The organism is Ruegeria sp. AL3 (assembly GCF_056536065.1).
This window is the reverse complement of the sequence record NZ_JBQFJG010000001.1, coordinates 1,714,469-1,730,875: the sequence shown is the minus strand read 5'-3', so window position 1 is coordinate 1,730,875 and position 16,407 is coordinate 1,714,469. Positions and strand designations below refer to the sequence as shown.

Annotated in this window: 21 protein-coding genes; 7 read left to right on the top strand and 14 right to left on the bottom strand. The window is 59.7% G+C overall.

Annotated features, from left to right (window positions below; translation table 11 throughout):
* The first annotated feature begins 22 nt into the window (after positions 1–22).
* On the top strand, positions 23–577 hold the full coding sequence (locus tag ACR3E6_RS08845) for a hypothetical protein (RefSeq protein WP_480486763.1): 555 nt from the start codon (positions 23–25) through the stop codon (positions 575–577).
* 4 nt (positions 578–581) lie between these two features.
* On the opposite strand, the gene ACR3E6_RS08840 is transcribed toward ACR3E6_RS08845, so the two are convergent.
* On the bottom strand, positions 582–1,346 hold the full coding sequence (locus ACR3E6_RS08840; RefSeq protein ID WP_480486761.1) for a sulfite exporter TauE/SafE family protein: 765 nt from the start codon (positions 1,344–1,346) through the stop codon (positions 582–584).
* A gap of 144 nt (positions 1,347–1,490) precedes the next feature.
* Between ACR3E6_RS08840 and ACR3E6_RS08835 the strand changes: the two genes are divergently transcribed.
* The 3 genes from ACR3E6_RS08835 (at position 1,491) to ACR3E6_RS08825 (ending at position 4,421) form a co-directional block, all read left to right on the top strand.
* On the top strand, positions 1,491–3,182 hold the full coding sequence (locus tag ACR3E6_RS08835; RefSeq protein ID WP_171724858.1) for an acyl-CoA dehydrogenase family protein: 1,692 nt from the start codon (positions 1,491–1,493) through the stop codon (positions 3,180–3,182).
* Positions 3,183–3,433: 251 nt separating this feature from the next.
* Positions 3,434–3,988, top strand: a complete 555-nt coding sequence (locus ACR3E6_RS08830; RefSeq protein WP_171637548.1) for a hypothetical protein — start codon at positions 3,434–3,436, stop codon at positions 3,986–3,988.
* Positions 3,989–4,028: 40 nt separating this feature from the next.
* A complete protein-coding gene (locus ACR3E6_RS08825) occupies positions 4,029–4,421 on the top strand; it encodes an META domain-containing protein (RefSeq protein WP_171637551.1) in 393 nt (130 codons plus the stop codon).
* Here the strand turns inward: ACR3E6_RS08825 and recO are convergent.
* The gene (gene recO, locus ACR3E6_RS08820; protein WP_171169330.1) at positions 4,405–5,130 is read right to left on the bottom strand and encodes a DNA repair protein RecO; all 726 of its coding nucleotides are present in this window, start codon (positions 5,128–5,130) and stop codon (positions 4,405–4,407) included. The two genes, ACR3E6_RS08825 and recO, sit on opposite strands and share 17 nt — an antisense overlap.
* 194 nt (positions 5,131–5,324) lie before the next feature.
* Between recO and ACR3E6_RS08815 the strand changes: the two genes are divergently transcribed.
* Together ACR3E6_RS08815 and ACR3E6_RS08810 are read left to right on the top strand one after the other, a co-directional pair.
* Complete coding sequence (locus tag ACR3E6_RS08815; RefSeq protein ID WP_171637553.1) at positions 5,325–5,576, top strand: hypothetical protein; 252 nt, start codon at positions 5,325–5,327, stop codon at positions 5,574–5,576.
* 290 nt (positions 5,577–5,866) lie between these two features.
* Positions 5,867–6,256, top strand: a complete 390-nt coding sequence (locus tag ACR3E6_RS08810) for a VOC family protein (protein ID WP_171637555.1) — start codon at positions 5,867–5,869, stop codon at positions 6,254–6,256.
* Positions 6,257–6,312: 56 nt separating this feature from the next.
* On the opposite strand, the gene ACR3E6_RS08805 is transcribed toward ACR3E6_RS08810, so the two are convergent.
* From ACR3E6_RS08805 to ACR3E6_RS08790, 4 genes are all read right to left on the bottom strand, one after another.
* Positions 6,313–6,636, bottom strand: a complete 324-nt coding sequence (locus tag ACR3E6_RS08805; RefSeq protein ID WP_171637557.1) for a SemiSWEET transporter — start codon at positions 6,634–6,636, stop codon at positions 6,313–6,315.
* A 112-nt stretch (positions 6,637–6,748) separates the two neighbouring features.
* Complete coding sequence (locus tag ACR3E6_RS08800) at positions 6,749–7,078, bottom strand: DUF1491 family protein (protein ID WP_152457087.1); 330 nt, start codon at positions 7,076–7,078, stop codon at positions 6,749–6,751.
* Positions 7,075–7,983 carry a GTPase Era gene (era, locus tag ACR3E6_RS08795; protein ID WP_480486758.1) on the bottom strand — a complete coding sequence of 303 codons (909 nt, stop codon included), beginning with the start codon at positions 7,981–7,983 and terminating at the stop codon, positions 7,075–7,077. Before era ends, ACR3E6_RS08800 begins: the two co-directional genes overlap by 4 nt.
* Before the next feature lie 33 nt (positions 7,984–8,016).
* Entirely contained in the window at positions 8,017–8,145 is a 129-nt protein-coding gene (locus ACR3E6_RS08790; protein WP_480486756.1) for a hypothetical protein, read from the bottom strand.
* Here ACR3E6_RS08790 and ACR3E6_RS08785 point away from each other — a divergent pair.
* On the top strand, positions 8,144–9,526 hold the full coding sequence (locus ACR3E6_RS08785; RefSeq protein WP_480486754.1) for a multicopper oxidase family protein: 1,383 nt from the start codon (positions 8,144–8,146) through the stop codon (positions 9,524–9,526). The genes ACR3E6_RS08790 and ACR3E6_RS08785 overlap by 2 nt on opposite strands.
* A gap of 51 nt (positions 9,527–9,577) precedes the next feature.
* On the opposite strand, the gene ACR3E6_RS08780 is transcribed toward ACR3E6_RS08785, so the two are convergent.
* From ACR3E6_RS08780 to ACR3E6_RS08745, 8 genes are all read right to left on the bottom strand, one after another.
* The gene (locus ACR3E6_RS08780) at positions 9,578–10,054 is read right to left on the bottom strand and encodes a hypothetical protein (RefSeq protein WP_480486752.1); all 477 of its coding nucleotides are present in this window, start codon (positions 10,052–10,054) and stop codon (positions 9,578–9,580) included.
* Positions 10,055–10,209: 155 nt separating this feature from the next.
* Entirely contained in the window at positions 10,210–10,887 is a 678-nt protein-coding gene (gene rnc / locus ACR3E6_RS08775; RefSeq protein WP_171637563.1) for a ribonuclease III, read from the bottom strand.
* Positions 10,884–11,723, bottom strand: coding sequence for a signal peptidase I (lepB, locus tag ACR3E6_RS08770; RefSeq protein ID WP_171229134.1), 840 nt, complete (start codon positions 11,721–11,723; stop codon positions 10,884–10,886). Before lepB ends, rnc begins: the two co-directional genes overlap by 4 nt.
* Before the next feature lie 60 nt (positions 11,724–11,783).
* Complete coding sequence (acpS, locus tag ACR3E6_RS08765) at positions 11,784–12,203, bottom strand: holo-ACP synthase (protein ID WP_171637565.1); 420 nt, start codon at positions 12,201–12,203, stop codon at positions 11,784–11,786.
* Positions 12,200–12,823 carry a LysE family translocator gene (locus ACR3E6_RS08760; protein WP_480486749.1) on the bottom strand — a complete coding sequence of 208 codons (624 nt, stop codon included), beginning with the start codon at positions 12,821–12,823 and terminating at the stop codon, positions 12,200–12,202. Before ACR3E6_RS08760 ends, acpS begins: the two co-directional genes overlap by 4 nt.
* Positions 12,820–13,566 (bottom strand): pyridoxine 5'-phosphate synthase, encoded by a 747-nt coding sequence (locus ACR3E6_RS08755; RefSeq protein ID WP_171637569.1) that lies wholly within the window; start codon positions 13,564–13,566, stop codon positions 12,820–12,822. The genes ACR3E6_RS08760 and ACR3E6_RS08755 overlap by 4 nt, the downstream gene beginning before the upstream one ends.
* Positions 13,559–14,257 carry a DUF2062 domain-containing protein gene (locus ACR3E6_RS08750; protein ID WP_171637570.1) on the bottom strand — a complete coding sequence of 233 codons (699 nt, stop codon included), beginning with the start codon at positions 14,255–14,257 and terminating at the stop codon, positions 13,559–13,561. The genes ACR3E6_RS08755 and ACR3E6_RS08750 overlap by 8 nt, the downstream gene beginning before the upstream one ends.
* 16 nt (positions 14,258–14,273) lie before the next feature.
* Positions 14,274–16,406, bottom strand: a complete 2,133-nt coding sequence (locus ACR3E6_RS08745) for a RelA/SpoT family protein (protein ID WP_480486747.1) — start codon at positions 16,404–16,406, stop codon at positions 14,274–14,276.
* Between the last annotated feature and the right edge of the window lies 1 nt (position 16,407).

The following is a 16,407-nucleotide window of genomic DNA, read 5'->3' as shown; positions in this document are numbered from 1 at the left end:
CGATCCACCCGCGCAAGAGGCCGTGATTACTTTGCGCGGGTGGGCTACTGAAACGCTTCTGGCCTCATTGGCCTATGTGCTGGCGTCGTTCCTTACATTCGCCGTCCTCATGCCGTTGCAGAACGTGTTTTTCCCGGAATACCCAAGCAGGGCGAGCCTTTTGTTTCTGCCGCATGGCGTGCGGGTTCTGTCGGCGTGGCTGTTGGGGTGGCGCGCCGTTTTCGCATTGTTGCCCGGCGTGTTCATCGTTTTTGCCTATTTGGGTCAAACGGATGTGTTCCTGCCCAGCCGCCTGATGGCCATGGCGATTGCGGTTCTGACGGCCCCGGTCGTGTTCTATCTTCTCAAGGCAATCGGGTGGGATCTGTTTCCCCGCCCGGATCGCAAACCCTGTTGGATATGTGTGATGGGCATCGGAATCGTAACGTCCTTCCTTGTCTCCGGGTTGACCAACCTGGCTTTTGGCAGCGCGACGGTGGAATATATCGCATTCCTGATCGGCGATATCTCGGGTTTGTTCTTTCTGATGCTGGGCCTGTATTTTGCTTTCCGGTTTGCCGACAAGCGCTCGGGCTGACGTGTTACCCCACCAAACCGCGTCGAAGCAGGTTCAGGCCCGCGATCAGCAATACCAACAAGGTCGCCTTGCGAAAGCTTGCCTGATCAATACGGTCCTGCAGCTTCATGCCGATCCACATCCCGGCCAGGGCCGGAATGATCAGGGCTGCCGAAAACTCGAGTGTTTCTGCATACAGAATGCCTGATCCAAGATGTGCGACCAGCAACAAAACCGCCCCCAAACCGTAGATTACGCCCTGAATTCGTATCTGTTCGGTCTTGGGGGTGTTCAGCGCCGTCAGATAGGCAACTGTCGGAGGCCCCCAAACTCCTGACATGCCGCCAACAAACCCAGCCAAGCCACCAACCACAGCCTCGACTGCGGTCGAGGGTTGGTTCAGCGCCATTCTGAACCCCAGAACCTGTAACAGCGCAAAAACTGACACAAAGCCGCCCATCAGAACCAGAAAGACAGACCCTGGGATCAATGCGACCAACTGTGCGCTCAGCAGCAGAAGAAGACCGCCAACAACAAGGAAGACCCGAAAGCGCCGAATCGAGGCAAACGCGGCGACACGGCCACCGCGAAGGGCCTGCAGCCCATTGGTCACCAGCGTCGGCAGGATAAGTCCCGCCAGGGTCAGATCCGGCGGCAGAAATGAATTCAACCCTGATACCAAAATCATGGGCATCGCGAAACCAACCATGCCCTTGACCCAACCAGAGGCAAACGCGATTGCCATGGCCAACAACAGTTCCTGCGGGGAAAGAATGGAAAACAGGGTCATGCCCCCTAGATATCATCTGGATTTTCTTCTGCATTGCAAAAATGGTGGGGTAATTTTTGAACTTTTTCGCAGCGTAATAAGTATTTTTGTTGCGCTGCACGTGCAGCATGATATGACCAGACGACCGAGGAAAGGACGCGATTCATGGCCCACGACGGACAGGATATGACCGAGATGACAACTGCTGCAGTTTTGCCCGATCTTCTGAATTTGACCCGGGCTGCCCTACCCGCGGTAGAAGCTGTTTTTGAAAAAGCCCGTGAATCCGTGCGCGACATGGTCTCGGCGGATGGCCGTATCTCTGGCGCTCTGATCGAGGCAAACCAGACCGCCGCGCATGGGCTGGCATGGCTGGCCACGTATAATCAGTCGCTGCAACAGATGCAGCGCTGGGCCGAAGCACTTCAGGCCGAAGGCAAGTTCGGTGAGGTCGAGCAGTTGCTTCACCAGATCGCTTTTGGCGAGTACCTGCATCAGGTCGCAGGTGGCATCCCGATGAACCAGGGCGAGGTCGTGCGCCTTCAGGACATGGGTCTCGGCTGGGATGCGCTGTCGGGCTTTCAGTCGTCCGAAGTACAGACCTTGATGGCGCAGGCGAATTCACAAGCCGCACGCAGCCGTTTGGTCGAGCTGATGCAAGATCAGGCCGGCGCCACAATGTTCGGCGCGTCGGGCCTGGACGAAGAACTGGAAATGATCCGCGACCAGTTCCGCCGCTATGCGCAGGAAAAGGTCGAACCGTATGCCCATGAATGGCACCTCAAGGATGAGCTGATCCCGCTGGAAATCATCGAAGAACTAGCGGAAATGGGCGTTTTCGGGCTGACCATCCCGGAAGAGTTTGGCGGTTTCGGACTGTCCAAAGCATCCATGTGCGTCGTTTCCGAAGAACTGTCGCGTGGCTATATCGGCGTCGGCTCGCTGGGCACGCGTTCGGAAATCGCGGCCGAGTTGATCATTGCCGGCGGTACGGACGAGCAAAAAGCCAACTGGCTGCCAAAACTGGCCAGCGCTGAAATTCTGCCGACGGCTGTCTTCACTGAACCCAACACCGGCTCGGATCTTGGCAGCCTGCGCACCCGTGCCGTGAAGGACGAGAACGGTGATTACCGGATCACCGGCAACAAGACCTGGATCACCCACGCCGCGCGGACCCATGTCATGACGTTGCTGGCGCGGACCGATCCCGACAGCACTGATCACCGCGGCCTGTCCATGTTCCTGGCGGAAAAGACACCCGGCACGGACGACAATCCCTTCCCCACCCCCGGCATGACCGGTGGTGAGATCGAGGTTCTGGGATACCGCGGCATGAAGGAATACGAGCTGGGCTTTGACGGCTTTCACGTCAAGGGTGAAAACCTGCTGGGCGGTGAAGAAGGCAAGGGTTTTAAACAGCTGATGGAAACCTTTGAAAGTGCCCGTATCCAGACCGCCGCGCGCGCCATTGGCGTGGCGCAAAGCGCGCTGGATATCGCCATGCAATATGCCATCGACCGCAAGCAATTCGGCAAATCGCTGATCAACTTCCCGCGTGTCTCGGGCAAGCTGGCAATGATGGCGGTCGAGATCATGATCGCGCGCCAGCTGACCTATTTCAGCGCATGGGAAAAAGACCACGGCCAGCGCTGTGATCTAGAGGCCGGTATGGCCAAGCTGCTTGGCGCGCGTGTGGCCTGGGCTGCGGCGGACAACGGGCTGCAAATCCACGGCGGAAACGGCTTTGCACTGGAATACAAGATCAGCCGCGTTCTCTGCGACGCGCGTATTCTCAACATTTTCGAAGGGGCGGCCGAGATTCAGGCACAGGTCATCGCACGACGTCTGCTCGGGTGACCCATTCCGGCAGCCCTGTTTCCCCGACTGGCCCGGCGCTTGCGCCGGGTCTTTTTCCTGTTTTGTACAATCTGTACGCGGTCCGAACCATGCAGAGTGTGTTTTGTACAAAACATACCATCGCCCCTCGTAGCCCGCGTGACGGTCACAAATGACCCACGTGTTTCAAAACTTCCCCCTTTGATCCCGCCCCTTTCACCGGTAGAGCATCAGCCGAACACGAGACGTCGAATTAACTTTTGGGATACCGCATGACCCGATCTTTCCTTGCCATGTGTGCTGTTCTTGCGGCTCTTGCTCTGGCGGCTTGCACCACGTCTCAACCGACGGTGAGCCGGAACGATATTGATGCGCTGGCTCAGTCGATCCAGGCGCTCGGGTCGGATGTCGATCCGGCCGAGGCTCAGAGGGCGGCCACAATCGCCTATTCCTACTCGCAGCAGTTGGCACGGGATTGGAATGTCACCGACCCGGCTATCATCCACAACGCCAAGGTCATCAACGGGTTCCGCGAAAAGGGCCTGTGCAATGACTGGGCCGAAGCGATGACCAAACGCTTGCGGCAGGAAAATTTCCAGACGCTGGACCTGAACTGGGCCACGTCGCCGCCGACCCCGTTTCGCATCATCCACCATTCGGCATCGATCAGCGCCAAGGGGGACACAATGTATGACGGTATCATCCTCGACCCATGGCGCAACAGCGGTGCCTTGTTCTGGGCGCCGGTGCGTGAAGATACGCGCTATAACTGGAAACCCCGGCAGGAAGTGCGTGCGCAACTGCTGAACGGGTCTCTTCCTTACTGATCCGGTTCCAACAACATCCCCTATGCGCTAAGACCCAGCCATGACTCGTCTGATCCTGACCCTGCCCTTGTTGGCACTGTTCCAATGCGACAAGGACGAAACCGTCGCCGCCTATGGTGCGGCGGACCAGATTTGGGTGCTGCAGGAGATCGATGGTCAGCCCTATGAGGCGAGCGCTCTGCTGCGGTTTCCGGAAGAAGGCAGGATTGCCGGCAACGCTCCGTGCAACAGCTATGACGGAACACTCAACGCGCCTTACCCTTGGTTTGAGGTTCAGAACCTCAACGCGACGCGCGCCGCCTGCGCGGGACTCGAGGCGGAAGGGGTCTACTTTGCCGCCCTCATGGCCATGACCCAATCCGAGGTGTCAGGCAATGTTCTGATTCTGCGCAATGAGGACGGGCACGAGATGGTGTTCACAGCCGCCGAGTGACCTGATCCACGAACCGAGCCCGCGCTTCGGGCAGCGGATTATGCCCCAAAGACGGAGCAACGCGGTGCTCCAGGAAATATCCGGTTGTGCGCAGGGCCTCTGCGACCTCGGCATCGGGCGCAGTGCCCTCACCTCGCAGACAAGGCGGCAGAGGCAATAGCTTGTCCGCCCATTCCCCGGCGCCATTGGCGCTGACGGAACGGCCTGTTTTGGGGGATACATAGATCAATCCTTCGGTCACACCGGTCACGGCGCAGGCTGTCAGATCAAGGCCAAAGCCAAGTTCGTCAAGCAACGCGAGCTCCCATCGCAGATAGGCCAGAGGCCAGACCTCGTCCTGCCCCAACAGATCCATCAACTGTTCCGTCCGGGAATAAAGCGCGGGGTGTGGTTCCCGTTCGGGCAGACAAAAGGACAACAGCGAAACGACCGCGTTCAGCCCGGACAAGGCCAGCCGCCCTGAAAAAGCGGCTGCCGCACGGGACCGCAGGGGTTCGACCTGAAAGGTGCCGATATGTTCTTCCAGCCGCGCACGCCACAGCACGTCCAATTGCGCCCCAGGTTGCAGGATCGGCGCGATCTTGCGGCTGGTCCCGCCGCGCACCACACCTGCGTGGCGCCCGTGGCCTTCGGTAAAGACCTCGATGATCGCCGCTGTTTCACCATGGCGGCGTAATGTCAGGAGTATTCCGTGATCGCGCCAGTCCAAAACCTGACCCTGTTGCTGGTTTGGTTGGTTCGCAGAAAATCCCAAGCGACGTTGGCACGCAAGAGCGGAAGTGCTTCAACCCCTTTTCAGCGCGTGTTCTTTTCCGAAGCTGCCATAGTTTTGTGACTTCGCGCCACCCGGCTTGTACGTGTTTTTACAACCCCCAACTGCGCTTCAACAAAAGGGGCCGCAGCATGATCGATGACGAACCGAAACCCGCCACATATTACGACGAACTCGAAATCTGGACACCGGATCCAACGGCGGCAGACATGCAGGTCTATGAGACATTTGCGTCAGCCATCGTCGAACTTGTGCAGGTTTTGGATGACAACAAGCCGATGTTGTCGAGGGATGTCTACGCACGCTTTTCTGCCTCTCTGCTGCACCTGTCCAGGGTGTTGGGCGAGTACGAAGACGGGTGGAACGGCGGACATGGCGCGTAATCCCAAGACATGCAAAGACTGAAGGGCAGAGCATCGGCTTTTCATTGCAACGGTCCAGTCCGATATAGCGACCAGACCTGACCACGGTGGATTCCGTTGTGCCTCAACATGAACCCGCCGCCATTCCTCAGATCACCAATGTGCCCCGGCAGAACGCGCCTGCTGCCCCTTGGCCGATGGAAACCCCGTCTGTCGTCCGGGGTATCGCCAACTGCGGGCAAAAGAATGCGTTGCTTTAATCCCGTTCAGGCCATAATGTTCTACTTATGTTCTAAAACGGGATTCCCAAAATGTCTCTTAATTACGTCATGATCGGTTCCAACGACGTTGCCAAGGCACGCAGCTATTACGACGCGGTTATGCCCCGGATCGGCGGAAAGGTCGTCGCTGAGTATATGCCGCATGCCGTATGTTATGAGCTGCGCGGCGGCGGATGCATATGGGTCGCGACACCGTTCGACAAAAAAGACGCGACGATCGGCAACGGAAACATGGTTGGCCTGCTGTGCCAAAGCACAGAGGAAGTGCGTGAGGCGCACGCGGCCGCGCTTGCAAATGGCGGAACAAACGAAGGTGATCCGGGGGACCGCCCCCAATATGGCCCAAACTTTTTTGGTGCCTACGCACGCGACCCCGATGGGAACAAGATGAGCTTTGTCTATTTTGGCGACGCGGATTGATGGCCCCGAGCATCGTCTGCGACCGCGAACAAGAAAGACCCAAGCCAGCGTGAAGTTCAGAACGTCACACCCGCATGAACCAGAATTCCTATGACCATCAGCAGGTTCAGCACCATCGAGATACCGTTGCCCACATAGATGGGCAACTTGCCGACCACCAGACCATATGCGAACCACAGGAAGGACAGCCCGGCATAAAGCGACCAGGACAGAAGCGACTGACCAGTAGCGTGTTCGGAATGGGTGAAGTAGAGCTTGATCAGTTGCGGAAGCGTGGCAAAAGGACCAACAACCCCGACAAAGACCATGAAGCTTTCGAAACGCTGCATCCAGTGGCCGAGTTCCGATTTTTCCAGTTTCTCAGCAAGCGTTTTAGCCACGAAAGCACCTCTTGGTTGCGCCTGTCCACAGGGCAAGCCAGCCCTGCCAGTGTAATTGCCGGGGTAAAATAGTCATTTTGGTCTCTGCGTCAAAGACCCGTCTGTACCGTGGTCACTCCAGCCCTTCTTCGCCCAGCAGGTGCCGCCCCTGCCGGTCTTCGACCTCGATCACCCAGAGGTCGGGGTCAAAGCTGCGTTGGCGCTGAATGGCCTGGTCCACGTCACCTTCAAGGCCGGACGAGAGTTCGACCCATTTCCGTTCGCCACTCATCAGATCAAAGCTGCGTTGGAAGGCAACGGCCTGCCCGTCCAGTGTGTTCAGCTTGACCAGAACTGCGCCTGCGGTGTCATCGCCATGGGCAACCACATAGGCCGGGATATCCTGAAATCGCAGCCGCGCCAGATAGGCGTGAACCCAGAATTCCGCCGTCAGCCGCGTCATGCGTTTCCGTCTTTGAAATCCAGCCCCATTTCCGAATACCGCTCGGATTCTTCCAGCCAATTGGGCCGGACCTTCACTTGCAGGAACAGGTGAATCCTGCGGTCGAGGAATTCTTCCAGCTCGGCCCGTGCGGCCTGACTGACGGCCTTGATCGTCTCGCCCTTCTTGCCCAGAACGATGCCCTTGTGGCCGTCGCGCATGACATAGATGACCTGATCGATCTTGGCAGAGCCGTCTTTGCGCTCTTCCCAGTTTTCGGTCTCGACGGTCAGTTGATAGGGCAATTCCTGATGCAGACGCAGGGTCAGCTTCTCGCGCGTCATTTCGGCGGCGATCATGCGCAGGGGCAGATCGGCGATCTGGTCTTCGGGATACAACCACGGGCCTTCAGGCAGTTCAGAGGCCAGCCACTTGCGCAAGTCCTCGACGCCGTGTCCCTTTTCAGCAGAGATCATGAAGGTTTCGGCAAACGGGTAGCGCGCGTTCAGGTCACTGGTCAGCGACAGCAGCTTCTCGGACGGCACCTTGTCGATCTTGTTGATGGCCAACGCGATCGTGCGGCCCTGCCCGATCTCTTCCAGACCTTCTAGAATGCGCTCGACGCCTTCAGTAATGCCACGATGCGCCTCGACCATGAGCACAACGATGTCGGCATCCGCGGCCCCGCCCCATGCGGCGGCGACCATGGCGCGATCCAGTCGGCGGCGGGGTTTGAACAGGCCCGGCGTGTCGACGAAGACCAGTTGCGCGTCGCCTTCCATCGCCACGCCGCGGATACGCGCGCGGGTGGTCTGCACCTTATGCGTCACGATCGACACCTTGGCCCCGACCATGCGGTTCAGGAGGGTGGATTTGCCCGCATTGGGCTCTCCGATCAGGGCGATAAATCCGGCGCGTGTGGTCATGTGTCTGGCAATCCTGTCTGCAACTGCGCCCCCCTATAGCAGAAAGGGGCGGCGGGCCAGAGGGATTTGTCGCATTGCAGCCCTGCGCTTGCAGTGGCAGGACGGGATCAGATGCCCAGCCAGTTCCAGCCCGGCAGCAAATCCTTTCAGTGAGGTTGTCATGAAACGTCGCGAGTTTCTTCTTGGAAGCGGTGCCGCCGCTGGTGCGTTTGGGTTGGGCGGATGGTCGCTGGCGGCAGGCAATGCGGCGCAGGAGCTGGTGCTGCAACCCGCCAGTTACTGGCTGCGCGAAGGGCTGACCACAGGGATGGTCAGCCTGTCGCCCGATGCGCCGCCGCCGATTCTGTATGGGCGGCAGGGCGAGCCTATGCGGCTGAGCGTTCGCAACACCTTGCCGGATTATACCTCGATGCACTGGCACGGGCTGCGCATTCGAAACGGGATGGACGGGGTGCCCTACCTGACCCAAATACCCATCGGCGAGGGCGAAAGTTTCGCCCATGAGTTCACGCCGCCGGATGCGGGCACGTATTGGTATCATCCCCATTGCATGACGATGGACCAGATGGCGCGCGGGCTGACCGGCGTGATGGTGATTGCCGAGCCGGACGAGCCGGGGTTCGACAGCGAGCAGGTGGTCAATCTGCGGGATTTCCGTCTGGACGAGAATGACGCGTTCCTGCCGGCCTATACGGCGCGAGGTGCGGCGCGGGCGGGCACGTTTGGCACGGTGCAGACCGCCAACTGGCAGAGCGAGGCGGTCTATGAACACACGGCGGGTAGTCTGGTGCGGCTGCGGGTGGTCAACACGGACACGACCCGCATCTATAGGTTGCATCCTGAGGGGGCCGAGACCCGGATCATCGCCTGGGACGGGCATCCGGTCGAGATCGATCTGCCGGTGCCAACGGCGGACGAACCGCTGTTGCTGGGCCCCGGTCAACGGGTGGACATTGCCGTCCGGATGCCCGAGGGCGAAGGGCAGTCGGCGGACCTGATAGCCAAGTTTCCCGGTCAACCACATCGCGCCATGGCGCGCTTGCGGGCGACCGGCACATCAGCGGCGCGCGATCTGAGAGAGCTGCGCCCATTGCGTGCAAACCCTGTCGCGCGCCCAGATCTTGATCAGGCCGAGTTGCATGAATTCGTGTTCGGCTGGACCCCGGAAGGCGGCGCCCCGAATGACGGGTTCTGCGGGTCGTTGGGCTATAGTTTCTGGTCGATCAACCGCACACCCTGGCCGGGCGATGCGGCGCAGGAAACCGGGCCGCTGGCCGTGCTGCAACGGGGCAAGAGCTATGTTTTGCGATTGCGCAATGAATCGCCCAATCTGCACCCGATCCACCTGCACGGGCTGGCCTTCGTGCCGCTGCGATCCAACCTGCGCACCCTGCCACCGCTGATGACGGACACGATGCTGCTGTTGAAGGATGAGGTGGCGGATATCGCACTGGTGGCGGACAACCCCGGCGACTGGGCGTTTCATTGCCATGTGATCGAACATCAGAAAACCGGGCTGACCGGGTTCATCAGGGTGGAGTGATCAATGAAAACCGTCGGCCCGACACCGGACCGACGGATAGTACGGGTCAGATCACGGGTGACGGCGCAGGATGGGGTTCAGCACGGCCACAAACACGATACCGTACAAAACGTGTCCGATCAGCGCGACCCATGTGATGCCGACAAAGTTCAGGAACGGTGGCAGACCGGCAAAGGTCGTGACACCTCCGATAGCAAACACCCACAGACCGAAACCATAGATTGCCGAGGCTACAAAGATGTGGGCCAGACCCAGAACCTTGATCCAGATTGGCTGGAAAACAAGGAACCAACCCAAAGGATAGGCAATCAGGCCGACAATGTAGAAATGCACAAAGAAGCCCAGAAAAGCGTTGCTGGGCAGGCCCAGACTGGACAGCAAACTCTGCGCCAGACCTTCGGGTGACAGGTTGGCCCAGCCGATCCCGGGACTGACAACCTGCCCCCAGAAATCGAAGGCCATGGTTGCCACAAACCCGGCAATGAACAGAAAGCCGATATTGACGAGCGAGAGTTTTGCACGTTGCATTAGATTGCCTTTTTTATGTTGTTTTCTGAGTGCTTTGACCTGCCGTAGCCTGACTGGTGCCAAAACTACTGATACCCAGATACAGGTCGCCTGTCGTGGCTTCTATAGTCTTCAAGTTAGATTGAAGTTTGTGACAGGCCGAGCTTAAACTGAGATCAGCCGACCCGCTCCAGCAAGGCCTTGGCGGCCGCCTGTTCGGCCTGGCGCTTGGAACCTGCCGTGGCTTGTGCCTCGGTTCCGTCCTGAAGGCGGGCGGCGATGGTGAAGACGGGGGCGTGGTCGGGGCCGCTGCGTTTGACCTCGACATAGCTGGGTGGTTTCTGGCCGCGCGCCTGCGCCCATTCCTGAAGCGCGGTTTTGGCGTCGCGGGCGTCGGCCTCGACCTTATGGATGCGGTCCCCCCAGAGGGCGAGGATGACATCGCGGGCGGCCTCAAACCCCGTATCCCGATAGATGGCAGCGATAACGGCCTCCATCGCGTCGCCCAGCAGCGCTTGCTTGCGACGGCCACCGGACAGCATCTCGGACCGGCCGAGTTTCAACACCGCGCCCAGGTCAATCTGGCGGGCCACATCAGCGCAGGCTTCTTTGCGGACCAGTGCGTTGAACCGTGGGGCCAACTGACCCTCGGACGCCTTCTTGTCAGCTTCAAGCAGCGCAGTGGCCATGACAAGGCCCAGCACCCGGTCTCCCAGAAACTCCAGCCGCTGATTGTCGGGGCGGGTGGACGAAGACACCGAGCCATGGGTCAGCGCGCGCACCAGCAGTTCGGGGTTTTTGAACTCATACCCCAATCGCCGCTGGAACGCCTTTATTTCAGCCGAGAGCTTCAATTGACCGCCTTGAAGAACCGATCACCGCGCCATGTCCAGAAGAACAGCATCGAACGGCCCGCGGACGAGAACATGATCCGGTCGGCACGACCGATCAGGTTTTCGTAAGGCACGTATCCGACACCACCGGCAGATTGCGGCAGACGGCTGTCGCTGGAATTGTCACGGTTGTCACCCATGAAGAAATAATGACCCTCGGGCACGGTATAGATGCCGGTATTGTCCGATGCCTGGTTGCCGATATTCAGCACGTCATAGGACACACCGTTGGGCAGGGTTTCGATCAGGCGCGACTTTTCACAGGTACCACCGATTCCAACAGGGCCGTTTTCACAGCGGGGGCGCAGGCGCTGCGGGCCTTGCGGTTCGGCAATTTCAGTAAACACGCCGTCGGGCTGCTGAGGAACCGGAGTGCCATTGAGGATGATCTGGCCATTGCGGACTTGGATCCGGTCGCCCGGCAACCCAATCAGGCGTTTGATATAATCACGCCCGGTGACCGGATGGCGAAAGACGATGACATCGCCACGTTCGGGATCACCGCCCCAGATACGGGTATTGTCTTCGCCCTGCATCCAGCCACAGATATCTTCGGCATCCACGTTCAGGCCGACGCTGGGGATGATCAGGCTGGGGCAGGATGCGTAGGAATAGCCATAGGCCATCTTGTTGACGAAGAGGAAATCGCCGATCAGCAGCGTCTGCTTCATCGAGCCCGAGGGGATCCAGAACGGTTGAAAGAAGAGGGTGCGGAACACGCCGGCAATCAACAGCGCGTAGACGATGGTCTTGATCGTCTCCCAGACGGGATTTCCGGTTTTGGCGTCCTCGGCCATTCTGCTCGCTCCAGTTCTTTGCTTGGCTTCGCTGCTACATGCGGGGGGGATGGGGGCAAGTCAAGGCTGCGCGGGCTGATCTTGAACCGGACGCGCCTCGATCACCACAAAAGCCTGCGCCCAAGGGTGATCATCGGTCAGGGTGACGTGGATGATCGCCTCGTGCCCGTCGGGGGTCATTTCCTTGAGGCGCTCGGCGGCCCAGCCGGTCACGTGCATCACCGGTTGGCCGGTGCGCAGATTGGTGACGGCCATGTCCTTCCACGAAATGCCCATGCGCAGGCCGGTGCCGAGCGCTTTGGAACAGGCCTCTTTCGCGGCCCAGCGTTTGGCATAGGTTCCGGCCGTATCGGCGCGGCGTTCGGCCTTGCGCTGTTCGGTGTCGGTGAAGACCCGGTTGCGGAAGCGGTCGCCGAACCGGTCGAGCGTGCCCTGGATGCGGTCGATGTTTGCGAGGTCTGTGCCGATTCCGAGGATCATGACAACCGCACCGTGAGGATCTTGTAACTCGCCACCCCGAAGAACCCGGCAAAGGCGAAATCGAACCAGCGGCGGGCGCGGCGGTAGGTTCGAACCAGGCGTTCGGAGGAAAACAGAAACGCATAGCCGATAAAAATCATCAACGATCCAGCATAGAGCATGGTGAAATAGCCCAGCAGCATCGAAAGGCTGGCATCGCTGGGGGCGACGATGGCATAGATCGAGCCCCAGCTGAGGATCGCCTTGGGGTTCGTCAGGTGGATGGCGGCACCTTTGGCGAAGATCGTCGGCAGCGCGCCCGTGACCGGCTTGCCCAAAGCGACCTCATCCGCGGTCATCGCGCGGCGCAAGGCCTTGAGGGCCAGCCAACCCAGATAGGCCACGCCGACATAGCGGATCACTTCGAACACCCAGACATTGGCCAGCATGATCGCCGACAGGCCAAGCGCTGCGGCAATGCCCCAGGCGGCGGACCCGGCACAGATGCCCAGCGCGAAGACCAGACCAGCGCGGCGGCCTTCGTTCATGGCGGTTCCGGCAATGCCCATCGTGGCGGGGCCCGGAGAGCCCCCGGCCATCAGCCAGGCGAACCAGATGGCGACAAAGCCGGGGGTGATCACGCGCGCGCCTCGTCCATCAGGCGACGCATTGCCTGAATGGCCGGGGTCATGCCCAGAAAAATCGCCTCGCCAATCAGGAAATGACCGATATTCAGCTCTTTTACTTCTGGGAAAGCGGCAACCGGTTTTACGGTGTCATAGGTCAGGCCATGGCCCGCATGAACCTCGAGCCCAAGCGAATGGGCGAAGGTGGACATCTGGCGCAGCGACTCAAGCTCGCGTTCGGCATCTTCCATGCGACCTTCGGCATGGGCGTCGCAATAGGCGCCGGTGTGCAGCTCGATCACTTCGGCACCAATGCGATGCGCGGCTTCGATCTGACGCTGATCGGCGGCAATGAAGATCGACACGCGGCAGCCGGCCTCACGCAGGGGCGCGATGAAATGCGCCAGCTTGTTTTCCTCGCGCGCGACTTCAAGCCCGCCTTCGGTCGTGCGCTCTTCGCGCTTTTCAGGCACGATGCAGACCGCGTGAGGCTTGTGGCGCAGGGCGATTTTCTGCATCTCGGGCGTCGCGGCCATCTCAAAATTCAGCGGCACCGACAGAACCTCCATCAACCCGTCGATATCGGCGTCCGAGATATGGCGTCGATCTTCGCGCAGATGCGCGGTGATGCCATCCGCCCCCGCTTCTTCCGCCAGTTTGGCAGCGCGCAGCGGATCTGGATAATCCCCACCCCGCGCATTGCGCACGGTGGCCACGTGATCGATGTTCACACCCAGACGCAGATGGTTCTCAGACATCACTCGATTCCTTTTGCATGTTTCTGCCCGAGCCTAGAGGCTCTGCCGAAGAAACGGCAGCCGAATCTTCGGCCAAACGCTTGATTTCCTCGAACTTCGCCTTGATCCTGGCGCGGCGGCGCTGCTGATACGTCAGGATCAGCGGCAGGCTGAGGTAATAGCAGATCACCCCCGCAACGACGCCCGGAATGATCCCACCGATCATATAGGGATAGAAGACGTCATCGTAGAACTGCGACAGCCCGTGCCAGTCGGCCAGGCGATCCGTAAACAACGCCAGAAAATTGTTCTTGAGGTCCCCTATAGCGCTGGCGAATTTGCCCATCAGCCCTTGTGTGTCGCCTTCTTCGTATTCTGTCCCCAGCAGGAAATGCCCAGTCTGAAGACAGATCACCCCGATCGGAACATAGGTGAGCGGGTTGCCAAAAAACGTGCCGCTGAGCGCGGCCAGAATATTTCCCTTGATCAGCCGGGCACCGATGGCGGCGACAAGAAAATGCAACCCGTAAAACGGCGTAAAGGCCGCGAAAACACCCGCCCCTATACCGCGCGCGATCCGGTCAGGGGTATCCGGCAAGCGCCGGACGCGGTGTTTCACGTAATGGAAGGCGCGGGTCCATCCGCCACGCGGATAGACGAAATCCGATGCAATCTGGACTGGAGAGCGTCGGTCTCGGCGCTTGAATACCACCCGTGATCACCCCTTCTCAGCCAGCCGCGGTCGCGGTTTTGGTCCGGTCCCGATAACGTTCGACCGCTGCAACGTCGCTTTCCGCCTCCAGCATCAGCATGAGTGAATGAAGCTGTTCAAGGTCGCGCAGTTCGACATTGATCAGAAGGCGGTAAAAATCCGGTTTGCGGTCAACAAATTCCAGGTTCGAGATATTGGCCTTTTTCTCGCCGATCAATGTGCAAATACGCCCCAGAACCCCGGCATCGTTGCCAATGGTCAGATCCAGCGTCGCGCCATAGACGGCCGGGTGCGTGCCCGAATGCCAGTGCAGATCGACCCACCGGTCAGGTTCGCCTTCGAACTCGCTGAGCCGATCGCAATCGATGGCATGCACGACCACGCCCTTGCCCCGATAGGTGATACCGACGATACGTTCCCCCGGCAGCGGCTGACAGCAGGGGGCCCGGTCGAACTTCTGCCCCGGCTCCAGGCCAATCACCGCACGGCGCAGCGGAATGGCGTCGCCGTCGTCCTTGGCAAGTTCGGGATAGACGGCCTGAACCACCTCATGTGCGGTCAGTTCGGCGCTGCCAAGGCGGGCCAGCAGCTCTTGCCGGTCTTTCAGGCGCAGGTGTTTTGCTGCGGTATCCAGCGCCTTGTCGGTCGCCTTGCGGCCCACGTGCTCGAACCCGGAACGGGCAAGTTCCTTGCCCAGCTTGATGAATCGTTCCCGATCCACCTCGCGCAGGGCGCGGCGAATGGCGGTACGGGCCTTGCCGGTGACTGCAATCTCCAGCCACGTGACCTGCGGCGTCTGACCATCGGCGGTAATGATGTCCACGGACTGGCCATTCTTGAGCCGCGTCCAGAGCGGAACGCGGATCCCGTCAACCTTGGCCCCGACACAGGCGTGACCGATCCGGGTGTGAATGGCATAGGCAAAATCGATCGGCGTCGCGCCACGCGGCAGCTTCACCACGTCGCCCTTGGGGGTGAAACAGAACACCTGGTCCGAATACATCTCGAGCTTGACGGCCTCGAGGAAGTCTTCGTGATCTTCCTCGTTGTCGAACTGCTCGGTCAGATTAGAAATCCATTTGGCCGGGTCGACGGCGAACGGGTTCTCAGTGCGCACACCGTCGCGATAGGACCAATGCGCCGCGACCCCGGTTTCGGCCACGTCGTGCATCTGGCGGGTGCGGATCTGGACCTCGACCCGTTTGCCGTCCCGGCCCGACACCGTGGTGTGGATCGAGCGGTAACCGTTCGATTTGGGCTGGCTGATGTAGTCCTTGAAGCGCCCCGGCACCGCGCGCCAGCGCTGGTGGATGGCCCCCAGGGTTCGATAGCAGTCTTCCTCGGTCTGGGTGATGATGCGGAACCCATAGATGTCGGACAGGCGCGAGAAGCCCTGATCCTTTTCCTGCATCTTGCGCCAGATCGAATAGGGTTTCTTGGCTCGGCCGAACACCTCGGCCTCGATCCCGGCCTTTTCCAACTCGTGCCGCATGTCGCCAGTGATGCGATGGATCACGTCGCCGGTTTCGCGTTGCAGGGTGATAAAGCGACGGATGATCGACTGGCGGCCTTCGGGATTGAGAACACGGAAAGCCAGGTCTTCCAGTTCCTCGCGCATCCACTGCATACCCATCCGGCCCGCAAGCGGTGCGTAGATGTCCATCGTCTCGCGCGCTTTGACGATCTGTTTTTCGGGACGCATCGCCTTGATCGTCCGCATGTTGTGCAAACGGTCGGCCAGCTTGACCAGGATCACGCGCAAGTCCTTGGACATGGCCATGAACAGCTTGCGGAAGTTCTCGGCCTGCTTGGTCTCGCGACTGGACAGTTGCAGATTGGTCAGCTTGGTGACGCCGTCAACCAGTTTGGCGACTTCATCCCCGAAAAGTTCAGCCACCTTGCCATAGTTGGCCTTGGTGTCTTCGATCGTGTCGTGAAGCAGCGCCGTGATTATGGTCGCATCATCCAGACGCTGTTCGGTCAGGATGGCGGCAACGGCAACGGGATGAGTGAAATAGGGCTCGCCGGAATGGCGGAACTGCCCTTCGTGCATCTGCTGGCCAAATTCATAGGCCAGCGCAATGCGGTCAGCATTCGTCTTGGGATTGTAATTGCGGACCAGCGCAATCAGATCGTCAGCAGAAATCATC